Origin of the sequence: Ureibacillus sp. FSL W8-0352 (assembly GCF_038004345.1) — a bacterium.
In the GTDB taxonomy this organism is placed as follows: Bacteria; Bacillota; Bacilli; order Bacillales_A; family Planococcaceae; genus Ureibacillus; species Ureibacillus thermosphaericus.
On the sequence record NZ_JBBOQT010000001.1, the window covers coordinates 681752 to 706360 of the forward strand.

Consider the following 24609-nt stretch of genomic DNA (forward strand, 5'->3'; position numbering starts at 1 on the left):
GTATTGATAGGTTATTTTTATGATGGACTATTTATCCTCTAATTTGACCATTTCCACGTATATAATATTTCGTTGATGTTAAAGCTGGTAATCCCATTGGACCTCTTGCGTGAAGTTTTTGTGTACTAATTCCGATTTCTGCACCGTACCCAAATTCAAATCCATCTGTAAAGCGTGTGGAAGCATTTACATAGACGCTTGTTGCATCAACGCGGTTTAAGAATATTTCAGCACTTTTCTCATCATTTGTGATAATTGCTTCCGAATGTTTCGTACCATAATAATTGATATGATCTATTGCTTCATCAACATTATTCACAATCTTCACACTAATCGTTAAACTTAAATATTCCGTTGCATAATCTTCGTCTGATGCTAGTGTAGCATGTGGTAACACATCGCATACTTTTTCGTCCCCAATAATTTCAACCCCAGCATTTTCTAAGTTTGTTAATAATTTTTTTCCGTGCAGTTTAAACCAATCTTCGTGAATTAATAAGCTTTCTGCTGCATTGCAAACAGAAGGTCTTTGTGTTTTCGCATTGATAATGACTTTTTCAGCAATTTCATAGTCTGCTGATTGATCGACATAGATGTGACAATTTCCAGCTCCTGTCTCAAGCACTGGGACAGAGGCTTCTTTTACAACTAAATCAATTAATTTTTTACCGCCGCGAGGAATTAATACATCAATATATTCTTTTAAATGGAATAATTCAGAAGCTGTTTCATGTCGTGTATCTTCAATCAACTGAACCGCATCAATCGGCAATGCGGATTTTTCTAACGCACGGTGTATACATGAAACAAGAGCTATATTGGAATGTTTAGCGGATGAGCTTCCACGCAACATAACAGCGTTTCCAGTTTTTAAACATAATGTAGCTGCATCAACTGTAACATTTGGACGGGCTTCGTAAATCATGCATACAACTCCAAGCGGCACTCGTCTTTTTTCAATTTTTAATCCATTTTCTTTTGTAAAACTTTCTAACACTTCACCGATTGGATCTGGTAAGGAAATTAATTGATATATAGCTTCACACATTGCTTGAATGCGTTGTTCATTTAACATGATTCGATCTAGTACTGCATCAGTTAAACCATTTTCTTTTCCGCTTACTAAATCTTTTTTATTTGCTTCAAGAATGGCATCTTTCTCAATAAGCAGCTGTTCCGCAATTTTTGCTAATGCGTCATTTTTTTCTTCTGTTGTTTTTACATTCATTAAATAACTTGCAAATTTCGCTAATTTACCTTTTGTTTTAACTTCGCTACCTACCATAAATTGTGTCATGAAAATACCTCCTTCATTCTAGAAAAATATTATAATTTTACCCATTTATCTCGATGAATGACTTCAATATATCCTGAGTGAAGTTCTTCGGTTTTTTTACCACAAGCAAAAGCCAATTCTTTGCTGGAATAAAGCACTTCTCCTCGACCTAACAGACCTGATTCTCCATAGACTTCCACAACATCACCGCGGTCAAATTCACCTTCAACTCGAAAAATCCCTGCAGGCAATAAACTTTTTCCTCTTAATAACAATGCTTCTTCAGCACCTTTATCGATGAATAATTTTCCTTTTGTTTCTGTAAAAGAAATCCATTGTTTTTGGTTAGGTAGTATAGCTAGATGATCACGATCAATATACGTTCCATCACCATGACCATTTAAAATATCGAGCAATTTATTTGGTCCACTTCCTTTTCCAATAAATACTTTTACACCAGCTTTTAAAGCGGTGCGAGCAGCTAGCAATTTGGATTGCATGCCTCCCGTTCCCACTTTGGAGCCAGCACCTTTTGCTAGTTGAAGCATGTCATCCGTAATTTCAGTTAGATGACGAATCCGTTTAGCTTTTGGATTTTTTAAAGGATTATCGTCATAGAAACCGTTAATATCCGTCAAAATAATGAGTTGATCTGCATGTACTAACCCGCTTACTAGGGCAGAAAGCATATCATTGTCGCCAAAAGTAAGTTCTGTCACTGAAACAGTGTCATTTTCATTTACGATAGGCAAAATAGAACGTTCTAACAACTCACTAAAAGTTGCAAAAGCATTTTTATAACGCTCTTTATTTGAAAAATCGGTACGTGTTAGAAGCACTTGGGCTGTTGTGATTCCGTATTTTGCAAATTGATCTGCATAAAGTTGAATAAGTAAACTTTGACCAACAGCTGCAGCTGCTTGTTTTCCTTTTAAAGTGACTGGTCGAGTAGGGTAACCTAGTTTTCGAAATCCTGCCGCCACAGCACCAGAAGAAACAAGAAGAACTTCATGGCCTTCTTTGACAACTTGATAGATTGAGTCAACGTGATCTTTCATTTTAACATAGTCAATTTCACCCTTTGAATTTGTAAGCGAACTTGAACCTATTTTAACGACAATTCTTTTCTTCTCCATCAACAACCATCCTTAAAAACTTTCTACTAAAATAAAAAAACCTTTTTCGCCCTTATTTTTAGGGCGAAAAAGGAGTTTCCGCGGTACCACCTAAATTGGATTATGCCAACATAATCCCACTTTACCTCAAATAACGCTTTGAGCATGCGTCTAGTTTTAGCTAGAAGCTAGCGAAGCAGGTTCAGCAGCTCTTATTTGTACGATGTCTTTCAGCCTATGGACATCGCTCTCTTTCCAACAGTGTGCAGCTTACTAATCTTCGTTAAGCTGATTGCTATATAAACATTTAGTAGTATATTTATTAATTAATATGCATGAAATTTTAAAAAGTGTCAACAATTAAAAAGTTTCTAACGAATAAAGTGTTTTATTCATTAAATAATAAATATACAATAATTTATAAAAATTTATAAAATATAAAGGGGCAAACTATCAATGAATATTGAAGTAGGAAATGGAGTAGACATCATAGGAGATATCCATGCATGTTTTGATGAATGGATTCAAATGTTGCATCAATTAGGTTACGAAAAAAATGAACAAGGATTATACGCTCATCCAAAAGGGAGAAAAATTATTTCTCTTGGAGATATCATGAGTAGGGGACCAAAATCGATTGATACGATGAAATTTTTTTTAAATCATTGCAATGTAAACACGTATATGATTGATAGTAATCATGGATGGAAAATTGCCCGTTGGCTAGATGGAAGAAAAGTGCAGTTAAAACATGGTGATGAAAAGGTAGAAGAAGAATTTAATCAATATGAAAAAATACATGGTATAGAAAAAACAAAAAAGTTAAAAAATCAATTCAAAGACTTACTAATGAACGTACCTTCACATTATATCTTAACAGATCAAGGGCAGCCAAAAGTCGTTTGTGTGCATGCAGGCATACGAGAAGAATTTATCGGTAAAGAATCCAATAGAATCAAAAATTTTTGCCGCTATGGCGATGTGGCTGGCATGGACGAACAAGGGAAACCAATACGTCGTGAGTGGTATAAGCAATATAAAGGTTCATTGCTTGTTATTTGGGGTCACGAGCCAAAACCAGAGCCGCTAATTATGAATAATACAATTAATATTGATCAAGGAGTTGTTTTTGGAGGGAAGTTAACGGCTTATCGGTATCCTGAACAAGAATTTGTATTTGTTCAGGCTAAAAGAGACTATTCAGGTGCAAAAGAGAATCCTTTAAAATAAAGAAAAATAATACCCATCAAACCTTATAGAAAAGGTTTTGAAGGGTATTTTTAAAATATATAATAAACCTATATAATTAACGAATTAACTTAATGGATGATTCTTAAGTTAATAAATTATGCCGCTTGTTTTGTATACTTATTTAGTAAATAGTCTAACTGTTGGCTGCAATTTACTACTTTTGGATGGGTGAATCCTAGTTCTTGTGCTTTTCGATACATATCTTTTCTTTTTATTTCTATTACAACTTTTAACACTTTTTTATACAGCGTGTTAAACATTTTTATTCCTCCAGTAAATATTGTTCATAATTTGATATTTTTCATATATGGTGTTGAAGCTCCTTCATTGTATACTATTTAGATTAAAAAAAATGTCGGATTGTGGAGGAAAAATAGATTTTCACAAATTTGTCACAATTTAATAGGATTAACTAATAGAAAATGGGGTATATATCTTTGTTGTAGGTAATAATATAATTCAATGAAATCTCATCCAAATCCAAAGTTGAAGGGGATGAGATATTGATTATAAGTGATGAATTTAGATTAGAGAAGGGGATTTCTAAATAGGATTGGGCTCTTGAAAAGTTGATTTGAATCGCCTCTCTTTACGACTGATAGCAAAGCATACAAACTTAGAAAAATAGCGACGATGATGACGTTTGATGTGACCATTAAAAGGGGAAAGAATTATATTTATAAGTAATTGAGCCTGACCAAAAAGTTTTGCTCTTTTTGGCCAGGCTCTCTTTTATTAAATGACTAAATGTAAGAATACTCATTAATTTGTGAATGATAAGATTGCTTTATTTTTATATACTTCAAGTGTACGAATTGCTTCTTCTTTAGAGTCATATTCGAAACAACGGAAAGAGTCTGCATCAAAAACTGTTACAACCCACATAAAAAATGCCTCCTTAATTTACCAAGAAATAATTTATTTATAATCTATTGTCAATGACTATAACTACTCATTATTTTGTATAGGACAAGTACGCTGAATGACTGAATTTTTGAAGTGCTAATGTTGCCTCATTTTTTTCAATAAATTCAAAAATACGATAAGAATTTTTTTCAAATACAGTAAGCACCCACATCTTGGGATCAAACTCCTTCATAAAATAATTTTGTTATATAACAATTTACTGATTTCTTATTAACAGTTAAATTGTTATATATCAATGTCAAATTCATTGTACACCTAATATATGAGAAAGAAAATAGAAAGTGAATTATTTCACAAATTGTTCAATATGATGACGTTTTCATCATAAATTTACAAAAATTTATGAATATACATTTTATTAATAAAATTTACTATTAGTTTAAAAGGGGGCTTCTGAAAAGTCATTTCAAGACGCCCCCTTTGCGGCTGTCGCACATGCTTAGCCGCAGATAAATTGCGGCTGTCGCACATTGCTTAGCCGCAGATAAATTGCGGCTGCCGCACATGCTTAGCTGCAGATAAATTGCGACTGCCGCACATGCTTAGCTGCAGATAAATTGCGGCTGTCGCACATGCTTAGCCGCAGATAAATTGCGGCTGTCGCACATTGCTTAGCCGCAATCGAGTAGGAGGGAGTGATTAGCTCCCGTCCTCTCACACCACCGTACGTACGGTTCCGTATACGGCGGTTCAATTAAGATAATTGACGCAAGTTTTCATAACTTCCGTGAATAGCTTGTCTTCTTATGCCAGTGGTCACTCCACCCTCCAAGAGGTCTCCCACGGGATTCACCGCTTCCTTCCTCAAGTGAGGTACTACGTTTTCTGTGTTCATCATGACTCACTGAATGCCAAGGGCTATTCTCTCTTAATTGTTCGGTCCTTCTTAGTAGTTCTAAACCAACTAATACTATGACCTCTGCTGACTTCTGACGGTTCAGCTACTTATCACTAAGTAGGTTATGAAGCGAACTTCACCTATCCGCCAGACCTCCCCGGGTAAGTACATGCACTTTCACACCATCTATCCGCCTCATTTACTCGATATGACCTTCGACAGAAAGAGCTTTGTTTTGTTTCGCAAACTCACTCAATCATACCTAGCCTTATATGAGGTTCGTGTTCCTCGGACCGGTGTTTTGCCTCCAGCTTCCTTCAGATTCCGCGTCACCACGGACACCCTTGCTCTTGGCTAACCTCTACTTCTGTCTTCGGGGTTCGGGACTTACACCCTATAGTTCATGTACATGCCGGGCGCACGATAAATTGCGGCTGTCGCTATTGCTTTCGCCGCAATCGAGTAGGAGGGAGTGATTAGCTCCCGTCCTCTCACACCACCGTACGTACGGTTCCGTATACGGCGGTTCAATTAAGATGATTGACGCAAGTTTTCATAACTTCCGTGAATAGCTGTTCTCTTTATGCCAGTGGTCACTCCACCCTCCAAGAGGACTCCCACGGGATTCACCGCTTCCTTCCTCAAGTGAGGTACTATGTTTTCTGTGTTCATCATGACTCACTGAATGCCAAGGGCTATTCTCTCTTAATTGTTCGGTCCTTCTTAGTAGTTCTAAACCAACTAATACTATGACCTCTGCTGACTTCTGACGGTTCAGCTACTTATCACTAAGTAGGTTATGAAGCGAACTTCACCTATCCGCCAGACCTCCCCAGGTAAGTACATGCACTTTCACACCATCTATCCGCCTCATTTACTCGATATGACCTTCGACAGAAAGAGCTTTGTTTTGTTTCGCAAACTCACTCAATCATACCTAGCCTTATATGAGGTTCGTGTTCCTCGGACCGGTGTTTTGCCTCCAGCTTCCTTCAGATTCCGCGTCACCACGGACACCCTTGCTCTTGGCTAACCTCTACTTCTGTCTTCGGGGTTCGGGACTTACACCCTATAGTTCATGTACATGCCGGGCGCACGATAAATTGCGGCTGTCGCACATGCTTAGCCGCAGATAAATTGCGACGAGGAGGCGCGTTTTGTGACCACCGCAGGAGCAAAGTTTTTAAGAGAATATTACTATAAGAAGTAAGGCTGTTCAGAAAGTATTCGACTTTCTGGACAGCCCTTGTTCAATTTATTCAAGAATACGTTTATAAAATTCTTTTGGAAATTCAATACCTAAATTTTCGAATTCTTTTTCCGCTTCTTCGACAATTTGTTTCACTTTTTCTCTTGTTTCTTCATCTAATTGTGGTTCTTTTGGCATTTCAACGCCCAATTCCTCTAATTTTTCTTCTGCTTGCTCTTTCGTAATGGATCCACTTTTCATTTGTTTCATAATTTCCTTTACCTTTTGCTTTGTTCCCTCATCTAGTCCATCGTAAATTTTACATTTCTCATCTTTAGGGGAGATGACGCCTAAATTATACAGTTTTTCATCCACCTGTTCAGAAGTAATTTTACCTTCTTCTAATTCCTTAATAATTTGTTTTACTTGTTCTTTCGTTTCTTCATCTAATTGAGAATAGGTTAGATGTGCATTTAAATGCGGAATTTTCACACCTAAATTCTCTAATTCAGAATGCAAATCATTTAAGATTTTATCCACTTGTTGCTTTTTTTCATTATCTAATTGTTCATATTCCTGTAAAAATTTTGAATGATAATGGGCTTCTGCTCCTAAAGGGAACAATAAAAGTCCAAAGGTTAAAAGGAAAGTGAATAGATAAAATCTTTTTTTCATGTTGATCACCTCACAAAGATTTTAGCTTTCAATATTTTTAACCTTACACTTTTATCGTTCCCAAAATTCGCAAATAAAAAAGTGACGTTTATTGGTATATTCAGCAAGAAAAAGCATAAAAAAAGGAGCATTATTTGCTCCAAATAATGACTGCTAATATTTATGAAATGACTTAAGCTACAAAAGTCAAGTTTGTGAAGGAAAGGATTGCTGGCAATTGTAACTCTTCCATAGCTTTAACTGCTTCTTCTTTCGTTTCGAATTCATAAATGCGGAAATTTTCTTCCTCAAATAGTGTGACGACCCACATCATTAACGCCTCCATTGTATTTATATATCAACTTTGATTTCATTGTACTCCTTTTCAATCACATAAAGAAACGATTAGTGAAGTATTTCACATTTTATTCATAAAATATTTTTCACAAAGTTAACAATTATTTTTTTAAATAACTCAACTTTCGCAGAGTAATATCTTATTGCAACTCTTGATATGACTGTTTTATATCGTCTTTCATTATTTCTCTTGTTTTTTATTGATTTTATTTTTTTAAAAGAAAAAGACACCTATCTTTTGGTAAAATTATGGTGAACAAACCAAATACCAAAGAAGGTGTCACCATTATGATAACGAAAAAAGATACTTTTGCACAACTACCAAAAGAACTTGAACGAAGATTTTCTGAATTAAATATAGGCAAACATTTGAGAAAAGCGAGAATTACTAAGGGATTTGGTTATTCATGCTTATCTATTTTCCGTCTTATTTTTTTGCTTGTTTTCCAATATAAAAATTGGTTTCAAGCACTTCAAAGTAAGAAAGCCGTGGACTTACCTAAAAAAGATACGATCTACCGTTTTCTAAATTCATCTACTTATGCTTGGCGAACTTTTTTACTTTCCTTATGTCAAGATCTTACTGGACGTATAAAAAAGCTTACATCAAACAACAGAGTGAAGGTGTTTATTGTTGATGATTCACTCTTTTCACGCAACCGAAGCAAGTCTGTTGAACTTCTTTCACGAGTATTTGATCATACAGAGAAACGATTCTATAAGGGGTTTCAGTTGCTTACTCTTGGTTGGTCTGATGGATATTCTTTTCTACCTGTAGACTTTGCTTTATTGAGTTCAGCGAAAAAGGAAAATCAACTTAACGGGGTCGATGAATCCATTGATAAACGCACTTCCGGCTACAAGCGTCGTCTTGAAGCACAACAAGATAAGCCAAGCGTTGTCTCTGCTTTATTGGATCATGCCTTAAATGCAGGAATTACAGCTGATTATGTGTTAATGGATACTTGGTTTACGCATGAGCCTTTGATTGAAAAAATCACGGATAAAGGTTTATTTGTCATTGGTATGGTCAAGCAGCTAAAACAACGTTATTTCATAGATGGTGAAGCCCATACTCTGGATGAACTCTTTAAAAAAGCAAAGCGTACCATGGAAAAGAAAGACCTACTCGGTTCGATCCATGTTCATCTTGCAAAAGGACGACAAGTCAAGATTGTATTCGTGCGTAACCGCAATAAAAAGAGTGAATGGTTAGCCATTTTGAGTACAGATACCACACTTTCAGATGAAGAAATTGTGCGTATTTACGGGATGCGCTGGGACATCGAAACATTTTTCAAGTGTACCAAATCATTGCTTAACCTAGCAAAAGAATTTCAAGGTCGTTCGTATGATCTGTTGATTAGTCATACAACGATTGTGTTTACTCGCTTTATACTCTTAGAGTGGGAGCGTAGACAAAACAACGATCCTAAAACGATTGGAAATCTCTTTTTTCTATTATGTGAAGATGTAAAAGATATGAATCTAGAGAGTGCATTGAATCAATTATTAGCGATCTTCCAAACATTAGCAGAAGCTAATGTTTGTTTGAACATGGAATTATTTAAAAGCAAAGTACAAGAATGGATTGTGTCTTTACCCAATTACATCAAGGGATGTCTGACAATATCTGTGTGCGAAAGTTGAGTAAATAATTATCAAGGGAAATAATTTTTTCATCTTCTGTAGGAGGCTGTTTTGACATAACATCTTTAAAAAAATCGAATTTTTCCTTATGACCAATGTACATATTAAAGTTGCGGTGGGACTGGTTCATGAAAATAATTTGATTTTTATTCATTTGATAACCTCCAAATGGACAGGAGAATTAAAAAGAAAGGGTTAAATATTTTTATTTGCTTTTTGAGTTTTATCGTGATTTGTTTTATTGTTTTTATTTTTTACTTTTGAATCGAATTCTTCTGAAATTTCCTCTGTTGGATCTTCTGGATTTTCAGCATGACTAGTTGTGTTTTTATGCAAGTGTTTATAAATTTCAAATGGATTGTGAGTTCTTTTGTTTATTGTGCTCTTATTATTTTTGCTCATATTCTTCACCTCCTAGCCCTAATTTGCTCTTATTGGGTTATTTTATAATTGGAACTTACTCGTAATTTTTTTCTAAAATATAATCCATTTTTTCTAACAATTGTGATTGAATTTCAATATCTCTCTCATATTCATTTTGAAACATCTGAAAGTTCATTACATCTAGATTGGGTGGTGCGTTATACATTTTTTCAAGCAATTTTTTTAACACGTTCAATTGCTGAATAACATTTTCTTTTAATGCAATGGTATCTGGATATTGAACATTAAAATTCATTAATTCACTCTTCAACTCAACTATTTTTTGTTGCATTTCTAAATTTTCTTCCATACCTCCTTCTAATACATAAAACGTTGTAAATTGCAATTGATTCATTTTCTCTTCTGATTTACTAAGGTGATCACTAATGCGATCTACTAAAGGAAAAAATTTATCGTCTAATGTTTCATACAATGCTTCAAATTCTTTTGATTGAGAATAATCCGTAAAATATCCAGGAAAAAAATAATCAAAAGAAATATACCAATTAAGATGATGAACAACCATTTTTTCATTTCTTTCTCCTCGCTTCTAATTTTATTTTGCGAAAGGGAAAAATTTTTATCCTAAAATGTTGGTTTATTGGCAATAGAATCATCATAGGTTTATAAAATTTGGACAACCTAATGAACAATAAGAGAGGTGAACTGACATGATGATTCAAAAATCCTCAGAATGGAAAGAGGAGTTTGCACGTCGCCTTGAAAAGGGAGGACCTTGGGATAATTGGATGCTATACAAAATGGCTTATGAGGTCGTAAAAGATCAATTAATTACAGATTTTTCAGGTTTACAAGCTCCAAAATTTTTAACAAACATACAATTTCTCGAACATCAAATAGATGCAGCAAGAACGGTTATTGAAAAAATGAATGGAAAGGCAATATTAGCGGACGAAGTTGGACTTGGAAAAACGATAGAAGCTGGTTTAATTTTGAAGGAATATATTCTAAGAGGACTGGTAAAAAAAGCATTAATCTTAGTGCCGGCATCATTACTTACTCAGTGGGTTGATGAACTGAACGCAAAATTTTTTATTCCTGCCATTGGTTGTCGAAAAAAGAATGTTCCCTTCGAACAATATGATTTTGTTGTCATGAGTATGGATATGGCTAAACGGAGTCCATATCGGGAAAAGATTTACGAACAGAACTATGACATGATTATTATTGATGAAGCTCACAAATTAAAAAACAATAAAACGCAATCATATCAATTTGTACAAGGATTAAAGAAGAAATTTTGTTTATTGCTAACTGCTACACCAATTCAAAATAACATTTTTGAAATTTTTTATCTCGTTTCCTTATTAAAACCTGGTCACTTAGGAAATGTAGAAAGTTTCCAATCATATTTCAAAAAAGGGAAAAATGGCTTACAGGAAGATGAATACTTAAAAGAATTAGTGAATCAAGTGATGATTCGAAATCGTAGGCAAGATACGGGCATTGAGTGGGTTGGCAGACATGTTGAAACAATTCCAATTCAATTTACTGATGAAGAAAAAGAAGTTTACGAAATGATTCAACAATTAAAGGAACGCACAAGTGTATTTGCCAATTCTTTTGCTATGACAACACTATTAAAAGAAATGTGCTCGAGTAAAGAAGCAGCATATTTAACATTAGTGAAAATGAAAGAGAAGATGCAAAGTAGAGATGAAATAGATTATATAGAAGAAATTATAGAGAAAATGTCCAATTTAGAAATCAATTCAAAAGCAGAAAAAACTTATGAAATTATTCAAAAGGCAAAAGATAAAGTCATTATTTTTACCGAATATAGAGCAACACAACACTATTTACAATGGTATTTATATCAAAAAGGAATTAAAAGTGTGTTGTTTAACGGAAAGTTTAGTAAAAATAAGCGAGATTGGATGAGGCAATTATTCAAAGATTACGCTGACGTATTAATAGCAACAGAATCAGGTGGCGAGGGGATTAACCTTCAATTTTGCCATCATGTTGTAAATTTTGATTTACCTTGGAATCCCATGAAAATTGAACAACGAATTGGCCGGGTACACCGTTTTGGTCAACAATCAGATGTATATATTTACAATTTAGCTATTCAAAATACAATTGAAGATCGCATCATCGACTTATTAACAAATAAAATCGATGTCTTTGAAAAAGTTGTGGGAGAAATAGATGATATCTTATCAAACAAAGTGGAAGAGCCAATATACAATTCTCCAAGTTTTGTGCCAAATTTCCATTTTGAAGATTTCGGTTTAGAAGATCAGTTAGGCTTCACATAAATTTTCCAATGCAAACTTCTCGAATTGGGAGGAGCAAAAGAATGATAGCTGAACAAATCCATCATTATTTACGAACATTTTTTATAGAGACAAATTGTAAAATTGAAGATGAAACATCCGATTATTTAACTGTTCAATTAACAGCTGATATCGATAAACGTATAATGAATCGTCCTTTTTATTGGCAATTTATTGAAAGTACAAAAGCAGAGCCAAACCCATTAAAAGTAACCTTTATTACGAAACAAAAAGAGAATTTAAACATTCGTGGTGAATATATTCATTATGGGTCGATGCGAATGCATCAAATTTTTCAAGCCACGAAAGACTTAGGCTGTTTTGTTCAAATGTATGAAGATATTGAAGGAGCAAGTTTATTTCCATGGATTGGTGCTAATTTTAAAGTTTCTTATCATACAGACCAAACAAAGGAATTGCTCTTTTCTTTAGGAATTAACTTAATTCATGGCAGCGTCAAAAGTGACTTCCAAGATATATTATGTGCGTTGCAGTTAACGGATGAATTGCCAAAAAACGCATATTGCCTACCTTATATTGTTTCTCCAATGAGGGCGATTGAACGTTTGGAAACTGCAATTGAAAATTATATCGCAAATGATGATTTATCTTGGGCGGATGAGGCAAAAAAACGATGGAAAAGGGAACAAGAAATATTAGATCATTTTTATGAAGATGTAGAAAACAAACCAGAAATTTATGAAATAGAGAAAAAAGCGTTAGAAGAGCGATTTCAACCTCGAATTAAAATTGAAATCGTTAGCGGGGGACTGTTTTACTTAAAATAAATGAAATCATTCTAATTTTCGTAGTACTAACCAAATCTATGGTAAGTACTACTATTTTTTTGCGGCTTGGACTCTCCGCTCCCCACTCATGCAAGTATGTATTTTTAATCAAGCTCTATTAAGTTTATAAACAAGGGAATGGTGCTATATAGCATGACCGAAGTATAAATCAATCATCTATTTGGTTAAATTAAATAAAAAATGGAAAAATGGGTGGGGAATATTGATGAAGTTAAACTATTATATTGTGATTTTTTTGCTATCATTGTGCCTTGGTGTAGTTGGTTATCTATCTTATCAAAAATCAACTATTGAACAATCACCAGGAGAAAATGACTATACATTCAAAGAAGTTTCTTATACTGATGAAGAAAAAAAGATTTCAAAAGAATTGGAAGTTCATGCTTGTGAAAAAGGAACAATGCAATCACCTATACAAATTGAATACAAGAATGTTCTTCTTGAAGATGCCCCAAAAATCAACATACATTATGAAAAGGAACCTGTTGTACTAATAAAACAAAGAAATCAGTTTAAAGTATATTCGAAATCGAATACAAGTTTTATTTCGGTTGATAATGAACAATACAAATTTCATTCCTTCCATTTCCATTTACCAAGTGAACATCAAATCGAAAATCAAAACTATGATATGGAATTACATCTCGTACACGAAAATGAAAAAGGCGACCATGCTGTAATAGCGGTATTTATAAAATCTGGAGAAGAAAACGAAGCAATTAAAGAAATATGGAAGTTTATACAAGATGAAAATATGAATGAAAAAGAAATGGATTCATTCAATTTATTACAATTAATTCCTGAAGTAAGGGAAGGGTATTACTATTCCGGTTCTTTGACGACACCTCCTTGTACAGAAGGGGTTGACTGGATTGTATTAGAAGAGCCAATCGAATTTTCAATTGAACAAATTACTATGTTTAGAGATGTTTTCGGTCATACGAATCGACCTATACAACCAAAGAATGACAGGAAAATTTTTAAAATAACCATCAATTAAATATTCTAAATATAATCCCTCATATCATATGAATGATTGACATTGAAATGCACTTTATAAATATGTTGAATATTTTATGGTTCAATACAGCAATTTGTTTCTCATCTACTTTCTGAGCATTCATGGTTTTAATCAGCTGTAGTAATAAAGTGAGGGAGTGATTCTACAGGTTGATTATTTTGAATTTTTTAAATGGTTAAAGAATAAGGGGCGGTATCGCTCCTTTTTGTGTTAATTAAGCTCATAAATCGTTTTATGATTACTGTTTTAAAAATGCCTCACGTTATTGAATATTTTTGTTATTAAAGGAAAAAAATAACAAAAAAGTGGTAATTTCCTTCATCCAGTTGCATAGTGAGGTGAATTGAATGATTATTAATATGTTAACTGTAATATTTGTCTTGATTTGTTGTATTGTAAGTTTTCTCCTTATGGTTTTCACAAAAAAAACTTTGTTGTTTCGATATATTCCAATAGTTATCATCACAGTTAGCTTCATCTTTATAACGATTAAATACTTCTTCTATTCATATTACTTGATAGTCACAAAATTATTTGATGGTGTAATCCTTGTTCTTTTCCTTACATTATGGTTCTTCATTATGATTGAACATGTCATTCTCGATTTCATTGAAGATTATTCAAACATCCGCTCATCTTTTCGTATCATGTATAATCGAATTAAGCGATTGAAGTTTCGTTATGTTCGATTACATTTCATAAAAAAAATTAAAAACCAAAGCCTACATTAGTGCACATATCGAATTGTTGAAGTAAACAGGAACAGGGAGGTTATATTCATGAAAATAACCATTGAATGGACGTATCATCATAAAGGATTGGAAACAACTTTTCGATCAGATGAAATGCCGCCAGTTCAAGCCCTATTGATTGCAGAAGAATTAAAGAAAACCGGAAAAGTAAAACATATGACCTTTATTGATCAATATGACAGTACATGGTCTGTTAAAGAAATAAAAAAATATTTAAAGGAAATCGAAACTGAGCCATCCAATGTGACAGTGTATTTTGATGGTGGTTATGATTTAGAAAGTCAAAAAGCCGGTTTAGGATTTGCCATATATTTTGAACAAAACGGAAAATCTTATCGAACTAGAAAAAATTTAATGCAACTTGGCTTAAGATCTAATAATGAAGCGGAATATGCGGCATTATACGGAAGTATTCTAGAGTTAGAAGTGATAGGCGTTCATCATCAAACTGTTCGATTCATTGGTGATTCACAGGTTGTTATTAATCAAATGAGTGGAGAATGGCCTATTTATGAAAAAGAATTAACAAATTGGGCGAATAAAATTGATGAAAAATTAAATCAACTAGCAATTAAACCTGAATTTGAATTAGTTTCGCGAAAAGGGAATGAAGAAGCCGATCGATTAGCAACTCAAGCATTGAATAATACCATAATTGAAGGAAAAATAGAGTTAGATTAATCGAGAAAAACTTGTGACATTCAATCTAGAATTTAAGTGATTTAGCTGTTTTATCTAGCAATCTTTTTAAATTCTATTAAATTATTTGAAAAAATAAAATGAAAATGTGTTATAATTTTCATAACAACTAAAAAATTATTAAATTTTGCAGGGGTGGCCTAAGTGCCTGAGAAGGTGATATCACCTAACCCTTAGAACCTGATGCAGCTAGTACTGCCGTAGGGAGCAAAATACCTTATCGTATGAATTATGATTATGTGTATTGTTGCTCTCCAAACTTGGAGAGTTTTTTTATTTCATATGATAATTGCAGGGGTGGCCAAGTGCCTGAGAAGGTGATATCACCTAACCCTTAGAACCTGATGCAGTTAGCACTGCCGTAGGGAGCAATGAAAGATTGTGTTCTATTTTCAAAGCTCTTTTGCGCCGTGCAAAGGAGCTTTTTTCTTTACATAAATTTTTACAATTATAGGAGGATATATATGAGCTTAATCAAAATAAGAAAAAAAAATCCATTAATTCATTGTATTACAAATACCGTTGTAACGAATTTTACTGCAAATGGTTTGCTTGCAATTGGAGCTTCACCAGTTATGTCAGATGAGCCATTGGATGTAGAAGACATGGTCGCTATTGCAAACGGATTATTAATTAATATTGGTACATTAAATAAAAATTCAGTAGAAGCAATGATATTAGCTGGCAAAAAAGCAAATGAACTAAACATTCCTGTCGTGCTTGATCCTGTCGGGGCGGGGGCTACAACATATCGTAAAGAAATTACAAAAAATTTATTAAAAGAGATTAAATTTGATTTAATCCGATGTAATGCTGGAGAATTAGCAGCAATTGCGGGAATTAATTGGCAAGCAAAAGGAGTTGATAGTGGAGAAGGAGAAATGGATATTACCCTTGTTGCTAAGGAAACTGCTCAAAAGTATGGTGCAATTGTCGCTGTATCTGGAAAAGAAGATTTCGTGACTGACGGTATAGAACACTATCCAGTTAGTGGTGGCCATGAGTTAATGACTCAAGTTACAGGAACAGGTTGTTTATTAAGTGCTATTTGTGCTGCAGCATTAACGTTGGATGGAGGAAAACTTGAAAATATTCGAAATGTATTAGCTGACTATAAAAAAGTCGCTGAAAATGCTTCGAAAGAAAAATACCTTGGTTCCTTCCAAGTTGAAATATTAAATGGATTACATCAAATTTCAAGAGGTGAATAACTGTGAATATTGTCTTGACAATTGCTGGTTCAGATAGCGGCGGGGGAGCTGGCATTCAAGCGGATTTAAAAACATTTCAGGAGCTAAATGTTTTTGGTACATCTGTCATTACCGCATTGACTGCTCAAAATACATTAGGCGTAGAAGGTATTTATCCTGCAACGTCTGAATTTGTGGAACAACAATTGAATACAGTTTTACAAGATTTTGAAGTGAAAGCATTAAAAACAGGTATGTTATTTTCTGCAGATATTATTAAAACGATTGCAAAAAATTTAATAGATAAAAATATTCAAATAGTCGTTGATCCAGTGATGATTGCAAAAGGTGGGCAAGCGTTATTGCAAGAAGAGGCCGTACAAGCGATGAAAAATGAATTATTGCCAATAGCAACCGTATTAACGCCTAATATTCCAGAAGCTGAGAAAATCACAGGTATGAAAATTGAAACAGCAGATGACATTCAACAAGCAGCAGCAAAGATTTTGCAACTTGGTGTTAATTGTGTAGTAATGAAAGGCGGACATTTGGAAGGTCCATCTGCTGTTGATACGGTCTTTTTTCAAGACGGCTCTTTCTTTCAATTAAAATCAAAACGAATTGATACGAAACATACCCATGGAACAGGGTGTACTTTTTCTGCAGCTATTACAGCAAATTTAGGTAAGGGGCTTTCGTTAAAAGAGTCCGTTATCGAAGCGAAAAAATTTGTTCAAATGGCAATTGAAAATCCACTAAATATCGGACGTGGACATGGCCCAACAAATCACTTTGCTCACCGTTTTGGTGCTAAAGTAGAGGTGGAAATTGTTGAATAGAACGGATTTAGCTGTTTACTTCATAATGGGTAACGAGAATTGTAATAATGAGTCCCCGCTATCAGTGCTAGAAGATGCCTTAAAAGCAGGTATTACGATTTTTCAACTGAGGGAAAAAGGTAAAGAACCGTTAATGGGGAAAGAATTAGAACAATTTGCAAGAGCATGTCGATCCCTTTGTAAGCAATATGGAGTTCCTTTTATTGTGAATGATGATGTGGATCTTGCATTAAAAATCGACGCAGATGGCATTCACGTTGGTCAAGATGATACACCGATAGAAGAAATTCGCGAAAAGTTTCAACACAAAATAATTGGTGTTTCCGTTCATAATAAAGAAGAAATGGTGAAAGCTGTCGAAGGAGGGGCAGATTATGTAGGGATTGGTCCAATTTTCGAGACGAAATCGAAGCCTGATGCCAAAAAGCCAGCTGGGGTTGATTTTTTAAAGGACGCAAGGAAAATGTATCCGAATTTCCCAATTGTCGGAATTGGAGGGATTACTCCATTCAATGCACATATGGTATTAGAAGCAGGAGCTGACGGAGTAGCAGTCATTTCCGCTATATGCAATAGCAATAATCGCAGTCAGACAGTCCAGCAATTTAAGGGAAAGTAACATCATAACAATAAGTAATTCTATCGTAACTTTTCTCAAAATAGAATAACAAAATTTAAAAATAAACTGAAAAAAAGGAATTTACATAATAATATAATTCGTTTATAATAGTAAACGTATTTGAATATGGAGCAAAACATGGTGGAGTCTGTCAACAAGGCTACCACCATGTCTTTTTTTGCATCCATCTATTATTACAACAAGGGGGTAACTATTGTGGATGTATTTGAATTTATTTTACAAATTGTACTCGTGTTGCTCGTTGCGAAAATAGCTGGTCAAATCAGCATTCGCCTAGGACAACCATCCGTATTAGGCAAAATCATTGCGGGTATCGTTCTTGGGCCGGCTGTTCTTGGATGGATAGAACAAACGGAATTAATTCATGTGTTCAGTGAAATCGGAGTATTATTATTAATGTTCCTTGCTGGACTTGAAACAGACTTAGAAAGCTTAAATAAAAATGCCAAAGCAGCAACTCTAGTGGCAGTTTTAGGGGTCATTATGCCGATTTTAATGGGATGGGGAGCTGCACCAATATTTGGAATTCCAACTTCTGAAGGGGTCTTCTTAGGATTATTACTCGCAGCAACGAGCGTAAGTATTTCCGTTCAAACATTGCGGGAAATTGGATGGTTAAATAGTAGAGAAGGAGCTACATTACTTGGAGCAGCGGTTCTCGATGATGTAATTGTAGTAATTCTCATTGCTGTTGCAATTGGATTTTTTGTGGGCTCGGATACAAATATTGCATGGGTAATTGCTCAACAAATTATCTTCTTTATTGTCATTTACTTTGTTGGAAAATATCTTGTGCCGAAGTTTATGCATCTCTTTGAAGGATTTAAAATTACTGAACCGATTGTTACTGCGGGCTTAATATTATTGTTTGCCTTCGCTTATTTTGCTGATTTCCTTGGGGTATCAGGCATTATCGGTACATATTTCATGGGGGTTGCTATTAGTAGAACAAAATATGCAAAAGAAGTTGAACACGGTGTTTCACCAATTGCATATGGCATCTTTGTACCGTTCTTCTTTATTAACATTGGTTTACCAATGAGCTTTGATGGAATTGGAGATCAAATTGTATTTATTATTGTATTTTCTATTATTGCCGTGCTTTCAAAATTTATCGGTTGCGGTCTTGGAGCAAAAGTTTGTGGCTTTGGTTGGAGATCCTCGGCAGGCATTGGGGCAGGCATGATTTCCCGAGGAGAAGTTGCATTAATCTTAGCTTCCATTGGACTAACTGGCGGCATATTATCTCAAGAGTTTTATGGCGCAATGATTGTAGTCATCATTATTACGACTTTAGTAACTCCACCATTATTAAAGCTAATCTTCGGTAAACGGGAAGAAGCGCAACAAGCATAATAAATAATTAAAATAAAAAGGGGGCATATCAAAGTCATTTTGAGACGTCTCCTTTGCGGCTGTCGCTATCGCTTTCGCCGCAGATAAATTGCGACGAGGAGGCGCGTTTGATGTGACCACCGCAGGAGCAAAGTTTTTAAGAGAATATTACTATAAGAAGTAAGGCTGTTCAGAAAGTGTTCGACTTTCTGGACAGCCCCTTTCTTACCTCTAGTCAAGTGTTTTTTATTAAATAATTTGGTTAACATAGATTTTATTTTGGAAGGAAGGGGTACCCCTTCCTTCCAAAATAAATTTTCGCATGACAAATAGACCTCACGATTTCCATTGTTTTCGCCAGGTCTTTGTGATATAATCTTACTTACGATTACTGATGCATTGTTGCCTTTTCGTAATCGTATTTCAGATTATGTGTGATAAGGTGATAAGCCGATTTCAAGAACTTATTCACACATGCTATGGACGCAACTTTATGAGGTTTCCTCTGGGGTTGCGTTTTTAATTTATCATAATAATCTACAATATGATTTTGTGTATTTTTCCGTAGTTGGATCATGGTCTGGATCATGTAAAATAGAATCTTTCTAAGTTTGTTATTTCCTCTTTTATTAATCTTGTCTTTATAAATAGAATCGTTGATACGTGCGGTATTTAGTGGAGCTAAAGCTTTCACTTCGATTATCGCCTTCGAATCGATACGAATAGTATTGGTCAGAATTAAAATGAACTTCTTTTTGGGGAATCCACGTTTTAATGCGTAAATCAACTTTCACCATAATGAAAAACCTCCTTTATCAGTTTTTTTACATTAGATAAAGGAGATTTTTTGACGAGAAATACAACCTATTGTTGTACATTTTTTTCAATTATTTGCGCTACAACCTCTGCCTGACAAGCATCCTTAACCTTCACAGATATTGCTTCATACTGAATTTCAGATGTCTTATCGCTTTCAATGCTACCTATATTGTGACTGTATATATCATCTTCCGCTAAAAGCTCTCCACCAGAGAAATAATGGGATTTATGGAAGCCAGAGTTGCCCTCGCTTTGCCATCCAAAATTACTTGGTGAAGATGTTTTCATAACGCCATTTTCATCAAATACAACGTCCACTTCTTTGTCATCAGAAATGGTTAATGCTGGCGCATCGACTTGATCATATACAATAACTGCGCATCCTTTGAAGCTTTCGGGCAGATAATAGTTAATTGCTTTATAGTCTGGCGAATCACTGTTTGCAAATACCCAATATGCAAATGCAATGACAATACCAACAGCGACTATGCCAAATGCAAACTTTTTCATTCAAGTTGACTCCTTAACGCTATAAATCATTTCCTCTAATATATTATTACACTACCGTCGCATAAATGATGTCTGAATTTTCAGTTTTATTTTTTTCTGGACTTTAGAGAAAAAACGAAAACACCTAAGCGAGGGTAGTAAACATCCATTTTTTTACTATAACCTATGACTTGTGCAACAACGACTGGCAAACCTTTATGGGACGCCGTTTCCTTCGATTTTTCGTAACCAAATGTGAGCGGATTTCCACAAAGAAGCCTTCAAATAGCGACTAATTTGTAAGTAACTGCGTTCGCTATTCGTGTTCAACTGAGCTAAAACATTCAAACAGTACACTATCATGGCTACGTACACTTGATGATGCACAGCTTGTTCACTGTGACCAAAAAACTTTTTAATGTTCAGATGTTGTTTCATCCATTTGAAAAAAAGTTCGATTGCCCAACGTGATTGGTAGATTTCTGCAATTTCATCTGCGTCAATGTCAAACCGATTTGTCAGTAAATGAAGCTCATTTCCTTTTGTATCATGCAATTTGAGTAAGCGAAACACGTTTTCAGAACGATTTTGTGGTGTTCCAATGACAACCATTTCATCAGAGAATACGGGTGAATCTTCTGGTAACGAAAAGGATTCTAACACTCGGACAACAGCGTTTTTACGCAAACGGGTCACAAAGAAATAGCCATCTTCCGTCATTTGATCAAAGCGCCCATAATCCAAGTAACCACGATCAAACACGTACATGCATTCTTTGTCATCCACGAATACTTCTAGTTGACCACGATCATGTTCGTTGGCATTCGTGAGTACGGCTTTATCTGGATAGGAGAGTCCTTTTTCCATAAAAACAAGTCGTAAGTGAAGCTTTACTCCTGATTTTGTTTTTCGAAACTCTGCCCACTTATGATTGGTCAAATTAAGCGGTAATGTACTCGAATCAATGATTTTCAAAGGCGTTGTCACTTTTCTTCTTGTTTGGAAATTGGTTTTCCGATGAATTTGTGCCACTAAATCGAGAAAAATCGATTGAAAGAAAACCGTTGGAATGGCGTTGATTCGTCTCCCTAACTGTGAAAAACTAATCGATTCCAATCCCGTTGCTCGTTGTAATTCTTCTAAAAAGACAGCGTCACTCAACGCCCGTAAACTCTCGGTTTCATGGAGTTGGGCATACAAAAGCAGTTTCATAAATGAAGCCATATAAAGCTTCTTGGTATAGTGATTTAATTGATGTGTTTTCACTAGGTCGTCAAATAATGGACGATTAATCGGTGAAAACCATTGTTCAAATGATGTTTTTCGTGTAAACTTATCCATGCTTTTGTCCTTTGTATTGGATTTGGATGGTTTACTACCACCCAACCATTATAAAGGATTTTTTGTGTTTAGATTATATTTCAGAAAATTCGGTTTATTTGAAGGTGTTAAATTATTTTAATGCGACGCTAGTGATCTCGACTGAATCGTAGATAGTCATTCTTATCTCTCCCATATTGGTTATATTTACACTATTAATTATACCAATTTCCACTATATTTTACGATTTTATAATAAATTTGTTAAAGTTATATTAATCTAAGATTCTAGTATATTTTACGAATAGCCAAAAATAGTAGCACAAACCTTGGCCTAGGTCTGTACTACTAATGTTAGTATGTTTTTATTATTATATTTTAAATCTGCTTACAGTTTTTGATAATTCTTTGCTTAATTCGTTTAGTTCTTCTGAAGCTTCAGCAACAGAATGTATTGCTCTTAATTGCTCATCGCTAGCAGCACTTACTTCCTCACAAGCTGCTGCAGTTGATTGTGCTGTCATGGACATTTCCTCAATGGTTTCCACAACTCGATCTTTATATTTTATGATACTATCGATTTCTTCCGTAACAGTTTTAAAAGTATGTTCCATATTTAAAATTAACGATGATAGATTTTGGAATAGTATACTTGTATTTTCAACAACTGTTCCTTGTTCTTTGAATGTATCTTGCATTTCATTCATTTGTTTAACGACGGAAATTGCTTCTTGCTGCAATTCATGGATTGTTGATTTGACATGTTCCGTTGCTTTAGCCGATTGTTCGGCAAGTTTACGTACTTCTTCTGCTACAACAGCAAATCCTTTACCATGTTCGCCTGCACGAGCTGCTTCAATACTTGCGTTTAAAGCGAGTAAATTCGTTTGTTGCGAAATTTCAGAGATTGTATCCATCACAGATTCAATCGCATGAATTTTTTCTTCCAGTGAAGACACAGAGATAGACATATTGTGTAATTCTGATTTCGAATTTTCAAAGGAATTTAATAAATTGTCCATTTTCTCTTGTCCTTCATTATTCAATTCATTCGCTTCATTTGTAATTCCTTTGAGCGCTTTCGATTGCTCTGTCATTTGATTGATTTTGTCTCCTAATTTCCCTGATGAAACAGTTACTTGATCTGCGTTTTCACTTGATTGTGTGGCGCCTATAGCTATTTCTCGCACAGCATTTGTTACTTCTACACTGGAAGCATTCGTTTCTTCAGCAAGGGCGCTTAAGTGATGAGAACGATCTTCCACTTGTCTTGAAGATGATTGAACAACTCCAATGATTTTTTTCATTTCTTCAAGCATGTTATTGAAATGTTTTGCTAATTCACCAATTTCATCATGTCTCTTTGTATCGATATGTACAGTTAAATCGCCATGTGCAACTTTTTCCATAGAAGTACATAAGGAATAAATTGGTTTGATAATTTTTGAAATGCTGAAATACAGTACGAAAAAGATTGCGATTAAGATGATGAATGTAAATAAAATAATCATATTTTGAATGCTATTTGCTGTACTATGTAATTGTTTTACATTGTAAACAGCACCAACTGTCCATCCTAAAGTCGGAATTTTTTCATAAACAATCACATTTTCTCGATTATCAATTGTCGTTCTTAAAATATTTTTTTGATTTTCGTCATTTAAAATCTTTTCAACAAATTCTAGATTGCTTAAATTCTCCCCCGTTAGTGTCGGGTGAACAATAGCAACTCCCGAAGAATCGAAAATAATTGGATATCCTTCAAAGCCTAAATCGATTTTCGAGATTTCCTCTGTCAAACTTGATAGTAAAATATCTACTCCTAATACACCTAGAACTTTATTTCCTTCCACTACTGCTTTTGAACCTGCAATTGCGTATTCCCCGGTTGAAGCATCTACATACGGAGGGGACCATAACACTTCATTTGGGTTTGCAATTGCTTCAGTATACCATGAACGGGTATTTACATCTAAATCAAAAATTTCATCGAAATGTGGTTCAGTGATAATTTTATTTGCATCTGTAAAGTAAATGGACGAAGCAGAGTTGTAAATGTTTAAATATTTTTTTAATTGTTCCCGAAAAGCTTGATCAGCTTCATCATTAAACGTTGTTGAGTGATTATAATAATCTAATACACCTTGGTCTGAAGTCATTTTTAAAATGCTTTTTTCATAACCATCAATAAAAGTTGAAATGGAATGCGTTAATTCTTTAACTAATACATCACTTTGATCGATGACTGCATTTTCGGTTTTAGATGATATTAAGATGGAACTTGCTGTTGATAGGGAACCTAGACCAATTACAATGACGAGAAGTACTATCCCAATAATTTTCCATCGAATGGAAATTTTCATTTTTCAACCTCCAATTTACATATTATGACAATCTTTGGATGAAAGATTGTCGAATAAAGTAGTATTTACCGATTATATGAAACCATAAATTAATAAAAAATAATATACTACTTTATTCATATATTTTTTAATAAATTTTGGATATTTTGAAATTTCCCATCATATAATTGATAAAACTATCTTTTTGTTGCAAACATTTCAAAATCTTTACATAGAATTGAAAGGGTTGAATTTTGAGAATTTTTAGGATAATACTATCAGAATTGTCCAAGAATTTTTAACTATTAAATGATGAAAAAAGTTTTCAAATGTATAACTTTTTAACATTACCTCCGCAAAATTTTTATATAGTAA

24 protein-coding genes, 1 pseudogene and 2 riboswitches are annotated in these 24609 nt (G+C 34.3%); of the genes and pseudogenes, 10 read left to right on the forward strand and 15 right to left on the reverse strand.

What is annotated here, in order from left to right:
• Window positions 1–31: 31 nt before the first annotated feature.
• Window positions 32–1297: a glutamate-5-semialdehyde dehydrogenase gene (locus NST98_RS03480; protein ID WP_340714448.1), complete on the reverse strand. Its 1266-nt coding sequence runs from the start codon at window positions 1295–1297 to the stop codon at window positions 32–34.
• Between the two features lie 29 nt (window positions 1298–1326).
• A complete protein-coding gene (proB, locus tag NST98_RS03485) occupies window positions 1327–2412 on the reverse strand; it encodes a glutamate 5-kinase (RefSeq protein ID WP_016837826.1) in 1086 nt (361 codons plus the stop codon).
• Between the two features lie 435 nt (window positions 2413–2847).
• Here proB and NST98_RS03490 point away from each other — a divergent pair, with 435 nt between their 5' ends.
• A complete protein-coding gene (locus tag NST98_RS03490) occupies window positions 2848–3621 on the forward strand; it encodes a metallophosphoesterase (protein ID WP_340435036.1) in 774 nt (257 codons plus the stop codon).
• A 116-nt stretch (window positions 3622–3737) separates the two neighbouring features.
• Here NST98_RS03490 and NST98_RS03495 read toward each other — a convergent pair whose 3' ends face one another.
• The 6 genes from NST98_RS03495 to NST98_RS03520 all read right to left on the reverse strand — a co-directional run bounded on the left by NST98_RS03495 (window position 3738) and on the right by NST98_RS03520 (window position 7584).
• A complete protein-coding gene (locus tag NST98_RS03495) occupies window positions 3738–3902 on the reverse strand; it encodes an aspartyl-phosphate phosphatase Spo0E family protein (protein WP_016837828.1) in 165 nt (54 codons plus the stop codon).
• 502 nt (window positions 3903–4404) lie between these two features.
• Window positions 4405–4527, reverse strand: coding sequence for a hypothetical protein (locus tag NST98_RS03500; protein WP_016837829.1), 123 nt, complete (start codon window positions 4525–4527; stop codon window positions 4405–4407).
• 736 nt (window positions 4528–5263) lie between these two features.
• The gene (locus tag NST98_RS03505; protein WP_172597780.1) at window positions 5264–5407 is read right to left on the reverse strand and encodes a hypothetical protein; all 144 of its coding nucleotides are present in this window, start codon (window positions 5405–5407) and stop codon (window positions 5264–5266) included.
• Window positions 5408–5938: 531 nt separating this feature from the next.
• Window positions 5939–6082: a hypothetical protein gene (locus NST98_RS03510; protein ID WP_340714449.1), complete on the reverse strand. Its 144-nt coding sequence runs from the start codon at window positions 6080–6082 to the stop codon at window positions 5939–5941.
• Window positions 6083–6662: 580 nt separating this feature from the next.
• Entirely contained in the window at window positions 6663–7271 is a 609-nt protein-coding gene (locus NST98_RS03515) for a hypothetical protein (protein ID WP_340714450.1), read from the reverse strand.
• A gap of 172 nt (window positions 7272–7443) precedes the next feature.
• On the reverse strand, window positions 7444–7584 hold the full coding sequence (locus NST98_RS03520) for a hypothetical protein (protein ID WP_340714451.1): 141 nt from the start codon (window positions 7582–7584) through the stop codon (window positions 7444–7446).
• Window positions 7585–7895: 311 nt separating this feature from the next.
• Here NST98_RS03520 and NST98_RS03525 point away from each other — a divergent pair, with 311 nt between their 5' ends.
• Window positions 7896–9257, forward strand: a complete 1362-nt coding sequence (locus tag NST98_RS03525; RefSeq protein WP_340715661.1) for an IS4 family transposase — start codon at window positions 7896–7898, stop codon at window positions 9255–9257.
• A gap of 195 nt (window positions 9258–9452) precedes the next feature.
• On the opposite strand, the gene NST98_RS03530 is transcribed toward NST98_RS03525, so the two are convergent.
• Both NST98_RS03530 and NST98_RS03535 read right to left on the reverse strand, forming a co-directional pair.
• Complete coding sequence (locus NST98_RS03530) at window positions 9453–9659, reverse strand: hypothetical protein (RefSeq protein WP_340714452.1); 207 nt, start codon at window positions 9657–9659, stop codon at window positions 9453–9455.
• Between the two features lie 55 nt (window positions 9660–9714).
• A complete protein-coding gene (locus NST98_RS03535; RefSeq protein ID WP_340714453.1) occupies window positions 9715–10206 on the reverse strand; it encodes a hypothetical protein in 492 nt (163 codons plus the stop codon).
• A 145-nt stretch (window positions 10207–10351) separates the two neighbouring features.
• On the opposite strand from NST98_RS03535, the gene NST98_RS03540 reads away from it, so the two are divergent.
• The 8 genes from NST98_RS03540 (at window position 10352) to NST98_RS03575 (ending at window position 19286) form a co-directional block, all read left to right on the forward strand.
• Window positions 10352–11962 carry a DEAD/DEAH box helicase gene (locus NST98_RS03540; RefSeq protein ID WP_050988838.1) on the forward strand — a complete coding sequence of 537 codons (1611 nt, stop codon included), beginning with the start codon at window positions 10352–10354 and terminating at the stop codon, window positions 11960–11962.
• 41 nt (window positions 11963–12003) lie between these two features.
• Window positions 12004–12768 (forward strand): YqhG family protein, encoded by a 765-nt coding sequence (locus NST98_RS03545; protein WP_016837837.1) that lies wholly within the window; start codon window positions 12004–12006, stop codon window positions 12766–12768.
• A gap of 226 nt (window positions 12769–12994) precedes the next feature.
• Window positions 12995–13789 carry a carbonic anhydrase gene (locus tag NST98_RS03550; RefSeq protein ID WP_340715662.1) on the forward strand — a complete coding sequence of 265 codons (795 nt, stop codon included), beginning with the start codon at window positions 12995–12997 and terminating at the stop codon, window positions 13787–13789.
• 800 nt (window positions 13790–14589) lie between these two features.
• Complete coding sequence (locus NST98_RS03555) at window positions 14590–15243, forward strand: reverse transcriptase-like protein (protein WP_340714454.1); 654 nt, start codon at window positions 14590–14592, stop codon at window positions 15241–15243.
• A 139-nt stretch (window positions 15244–15382) separates the two neighbouring features.
• Window positions 15383–15485, forward strand: a riboswitch (TPP riboswitch).
• A gap of 59 nt (window positions 15486–15544) precedes the next feature.
• Window positions 15545–15646, forward strand: a riboswitch (TPP riboswitch).
• Window positions 15647–15725: 79 nt separating this feature from the next.
• Window positions 15726–16472, forward strand: coding sequence for a hydroxyethylthiazole kinase (gene thiM, locus NST98_RS03560; RefSeq protein WP_016837841.1), 747 nt, complete (start codon window positions 15726–15728; stop codon window positions 16470–16472).
• A 2-nt stretch (window positions 16473–16474) separates the two neighbouring features.
• Window positions 16475–17290 (forward strand): bifunctional hydroxymethylpyrimidine kinase/phosphomethylpyrimidine kinase, encoded by an 816-nt coding sequence (gene thiD / locus NST98_RS03565; RefSeq protein WP_340714455.1) that lies wholly within the window; start codon window positions 16475–16477, stop codon window positions 17288–17290.
• Window positions 17283–17909, forward strand: a complete 627-nt coding sequence (gene thiE / locus NST98_RS03570) for a thiamine phosphate synthase (protein ID WP_340714456.1) — start codon at window positions 17283–17285, stop codon at window positions 17907–17909. The genes thiD and thiE overlap by 8 nt, the downstream gene beginning before the upstream one ends.
• Window positions 17910–18125: 216 nt before the next feature.
• A complete protein-coding gene (locus tag NST98_RS03575; protein WP_340714457.1) occupies window positions 18126–19286 on the forward strand; it encodes a cation:proton antiporter in 1161 nt (386 codons plus the stop codon).
• Between the two features lie 367 nt (window positions 19287–19653).
• Here the strand turns inward: NST98_RS03575 and NST98_RS03580 are convergent.
• The 5 genes and pseudogenes from NST98_RS03580 to NST98_RS03600 form a co-directional block, all read right to left on the reverse strand.
• Window positions 19654–19914: pseudogene (locus NST98_RS03580) on the reverse strand (IS110 family transposase); the annotation flags it as partial.
• On the reverse strand, window positions 19907–20062 hold the full coding sequence (locus NST98_RS03585; RefSeq protein ID WP_340714458.1) for a hypothetical protein: 156 nt from the start codon (window positions 20060–20062) through the stop codon (window positions 19907–19909). The gene NST98_RS03585 and the pseudogene NST98_RS03580, both read right to left, overlap by 8 nt.
• 67 nt (window positions 20063–20129) lie before the next feature.
• Window positions 20130–20594, reverse strand: a complete 465-nt coding sequence (locus NST98_RS03590; protein WP_340714459.1) for a DUF6843 domain-containing protein — start codon at window positions 20592–20594, stop codon at window positions 20130–20132.
• Window positions 20595–20789: 195 nt separating this feature from the next.
• Complete coding sequence (locus NST98_RS03595; RefSeq protein WP_340714460.1) at window positions 20790–21914, reverse strand: IS4 family transposase; 1125 nt, start codon at window positions 21912–21914, stop codon at window positions 20790–20792.
• A 349-nt stretch (window positions 21915–22263) separates the two neighbouring features.
• Window positions 22264–24255, reverse strand: a complete 1992-nt coding sequence (locus NST98_RS03600; RefSeq protein WP_340714461.1) for a methyl-accepting chemotaxis protein — start codon at window positions 24253–24255, stop codon at window positions 22264–22266.
• Between the last annotated feature and the right edge of the window lie 354 nt (window positions 24256–24609).

What these genes read in the sequence shown, in the direction of transcription:
- NST98_RS03480 (WP_340714448.1), bottom strand. Translation starts at nt 1,297, where the DNA reads ATGACACAATTTATGGTAGGTAGCGAAGTTAAAACAAAAGGTAAATTA.
- proB (WP_016837826.1), bottom strand. Translation starts at nt 2,412, where the DNA reads ATGGAGAAGAAAAGAATTGTCGTTAAAATAGGTTCAAGTTCGCTTACA.
- NST98_RS03490 (WP_340435036.1), top strand. Translation starts at nt 2,848, where the DNA reads ATGAATATTGAAGTAGGAAATGGAGTAGACATCATAGGAGATATCCAT.
- NST98_RS03495 (WP_016837828.1), bottom strand. Translation starts at nt 3,902, where the DNA reads ATGTTTAACACGCTGTATAAAAAAGTGTTAAAAGTTGTAATAGAAATA.
- NST98_RS03500 (WP_016837829.1), bottom strand. Translation starts at nt 4,527, where the DNA reads ATGTGGGTTGTAACAGTTTTTGATGCAGACTCTTTCCGTTGTTTCGAA.
- NST98_RS03505 (WP_172597780.1), bottom strand. Translation starts at nt 5,407, where the DNA reads ATGATGAACACAGAAAACGTAGTACCTCACTTGAGGAAGGAAGCGGTG.
- NST98_RS03510 (WP_340714449.1), bottom strand. Translation starts at nt 6,082, where the DNA reads ATGATGAACACAGAAAACATAGTACCTCACTTGAGGAAGGAAGCGGTG.
- NST98_RS03515 (WP_340714450.1), bottom strand. Translation starts at nt 7,271, where the DNA reads ATGAAAAAAAGATTTTATCTATTCACTTTCCTTTTAACCTTTGGACTT.
- NST98_RS03520 (WP_340714451.1), bottom strand. Translation starts at nt 7,584, where the DNA reads ATGATGTGGGTCGTCACACTATTTGAGGAAGAAAATTTCCGCATTTAT.
- NST98_RS03525 (WP_340715661.1), top strand. Translation starts at nt 7,896, where the DNA reads ATGATAACGAAAAAAGATACTTTTGCACAACTACCAAAAGAACTTGAA.
- NST98_RS03530 (WP_340714452.1), bottom strand. Translation starts at nt 9,659, where the DNA reads ATGAGCAAAAATAATAAGAGCACAATAAACAAAAGAACTCACAATCCA.
- NST98_RS03535 (WP_340714453.1), bottom strand. Translation starts at nt 10,206, where the DNA reads ATGGTTGTTCATCATCTTAATTGGTATATTTCTTTTGATTATTTTTTT.
- NST98_RS03540 (WP_050988838.1), top strand. Translation starts at nt 10,352, where the DNA reads ATGATGATTCAAAAATCCTCAGAATGGAAAGAGGAGTTTGCACGTCGC.
- NST98_RS03545 (WP_016837837.1), top strand. Translation starts at nt 12,004, where the DNA reads ATGATAGCTGAACAAATCCATCATTATTTACGAACATTTTTTATAGAG.
- NST98_RS03550 (WP_340715662.1), top strand. Translation starts at nt 12,995, where the DNA reads ATGAAGTTAAACTATTATATTGTGATTTTTTTGCTATCATTGTGCCTT.
- NST98_RS03555 (WP_340714454.1), top strand. Translation starts at nt 14,590, where the DNA reads ATGAAAATAACCATTGAATGGACGTATCATCATAAAGGATTGGAAACA.
- thiM (WP_016837841.1), top strand. Translation starts at nt 15,726, where the DNA reads ATGAGCTTAATCAAAATAAGAAAAAAAAATCCATTAATTCATTGTATT.
- NST98_RS03585 (WP_340714458.1), bottom strand. Translation starts at nt 20,062, where the DNA reads ATGGTGAAAGTTGATTTACGCATTAAAACGTGGATTCCCCAAAAAGAA.
- NST98_RS03590 (WP_340714459.1), bottom strand. Translation starts at nt 20,594, where the DNA reads ATGAAAAAGTTTGCATTTGGCATAGTCGCTGTTGGTATTGTCATTGCA.
- NST98_RS03595 (WP_340714460.1), bottom strand. Translation starts at nt 21,914, where the DNA reads ATGGATAAGTTTACACGAAAAACATCATTTGAACAATGGTTTTCACCG.
- NST98_RS03600 (WP_340714461.1), bottom strand. Translation starts at nt 24,255, where the DNA reads ATGAAAATTTCCATTCGATGGAAAATTATTGGGATAGTACTTCTCGTC.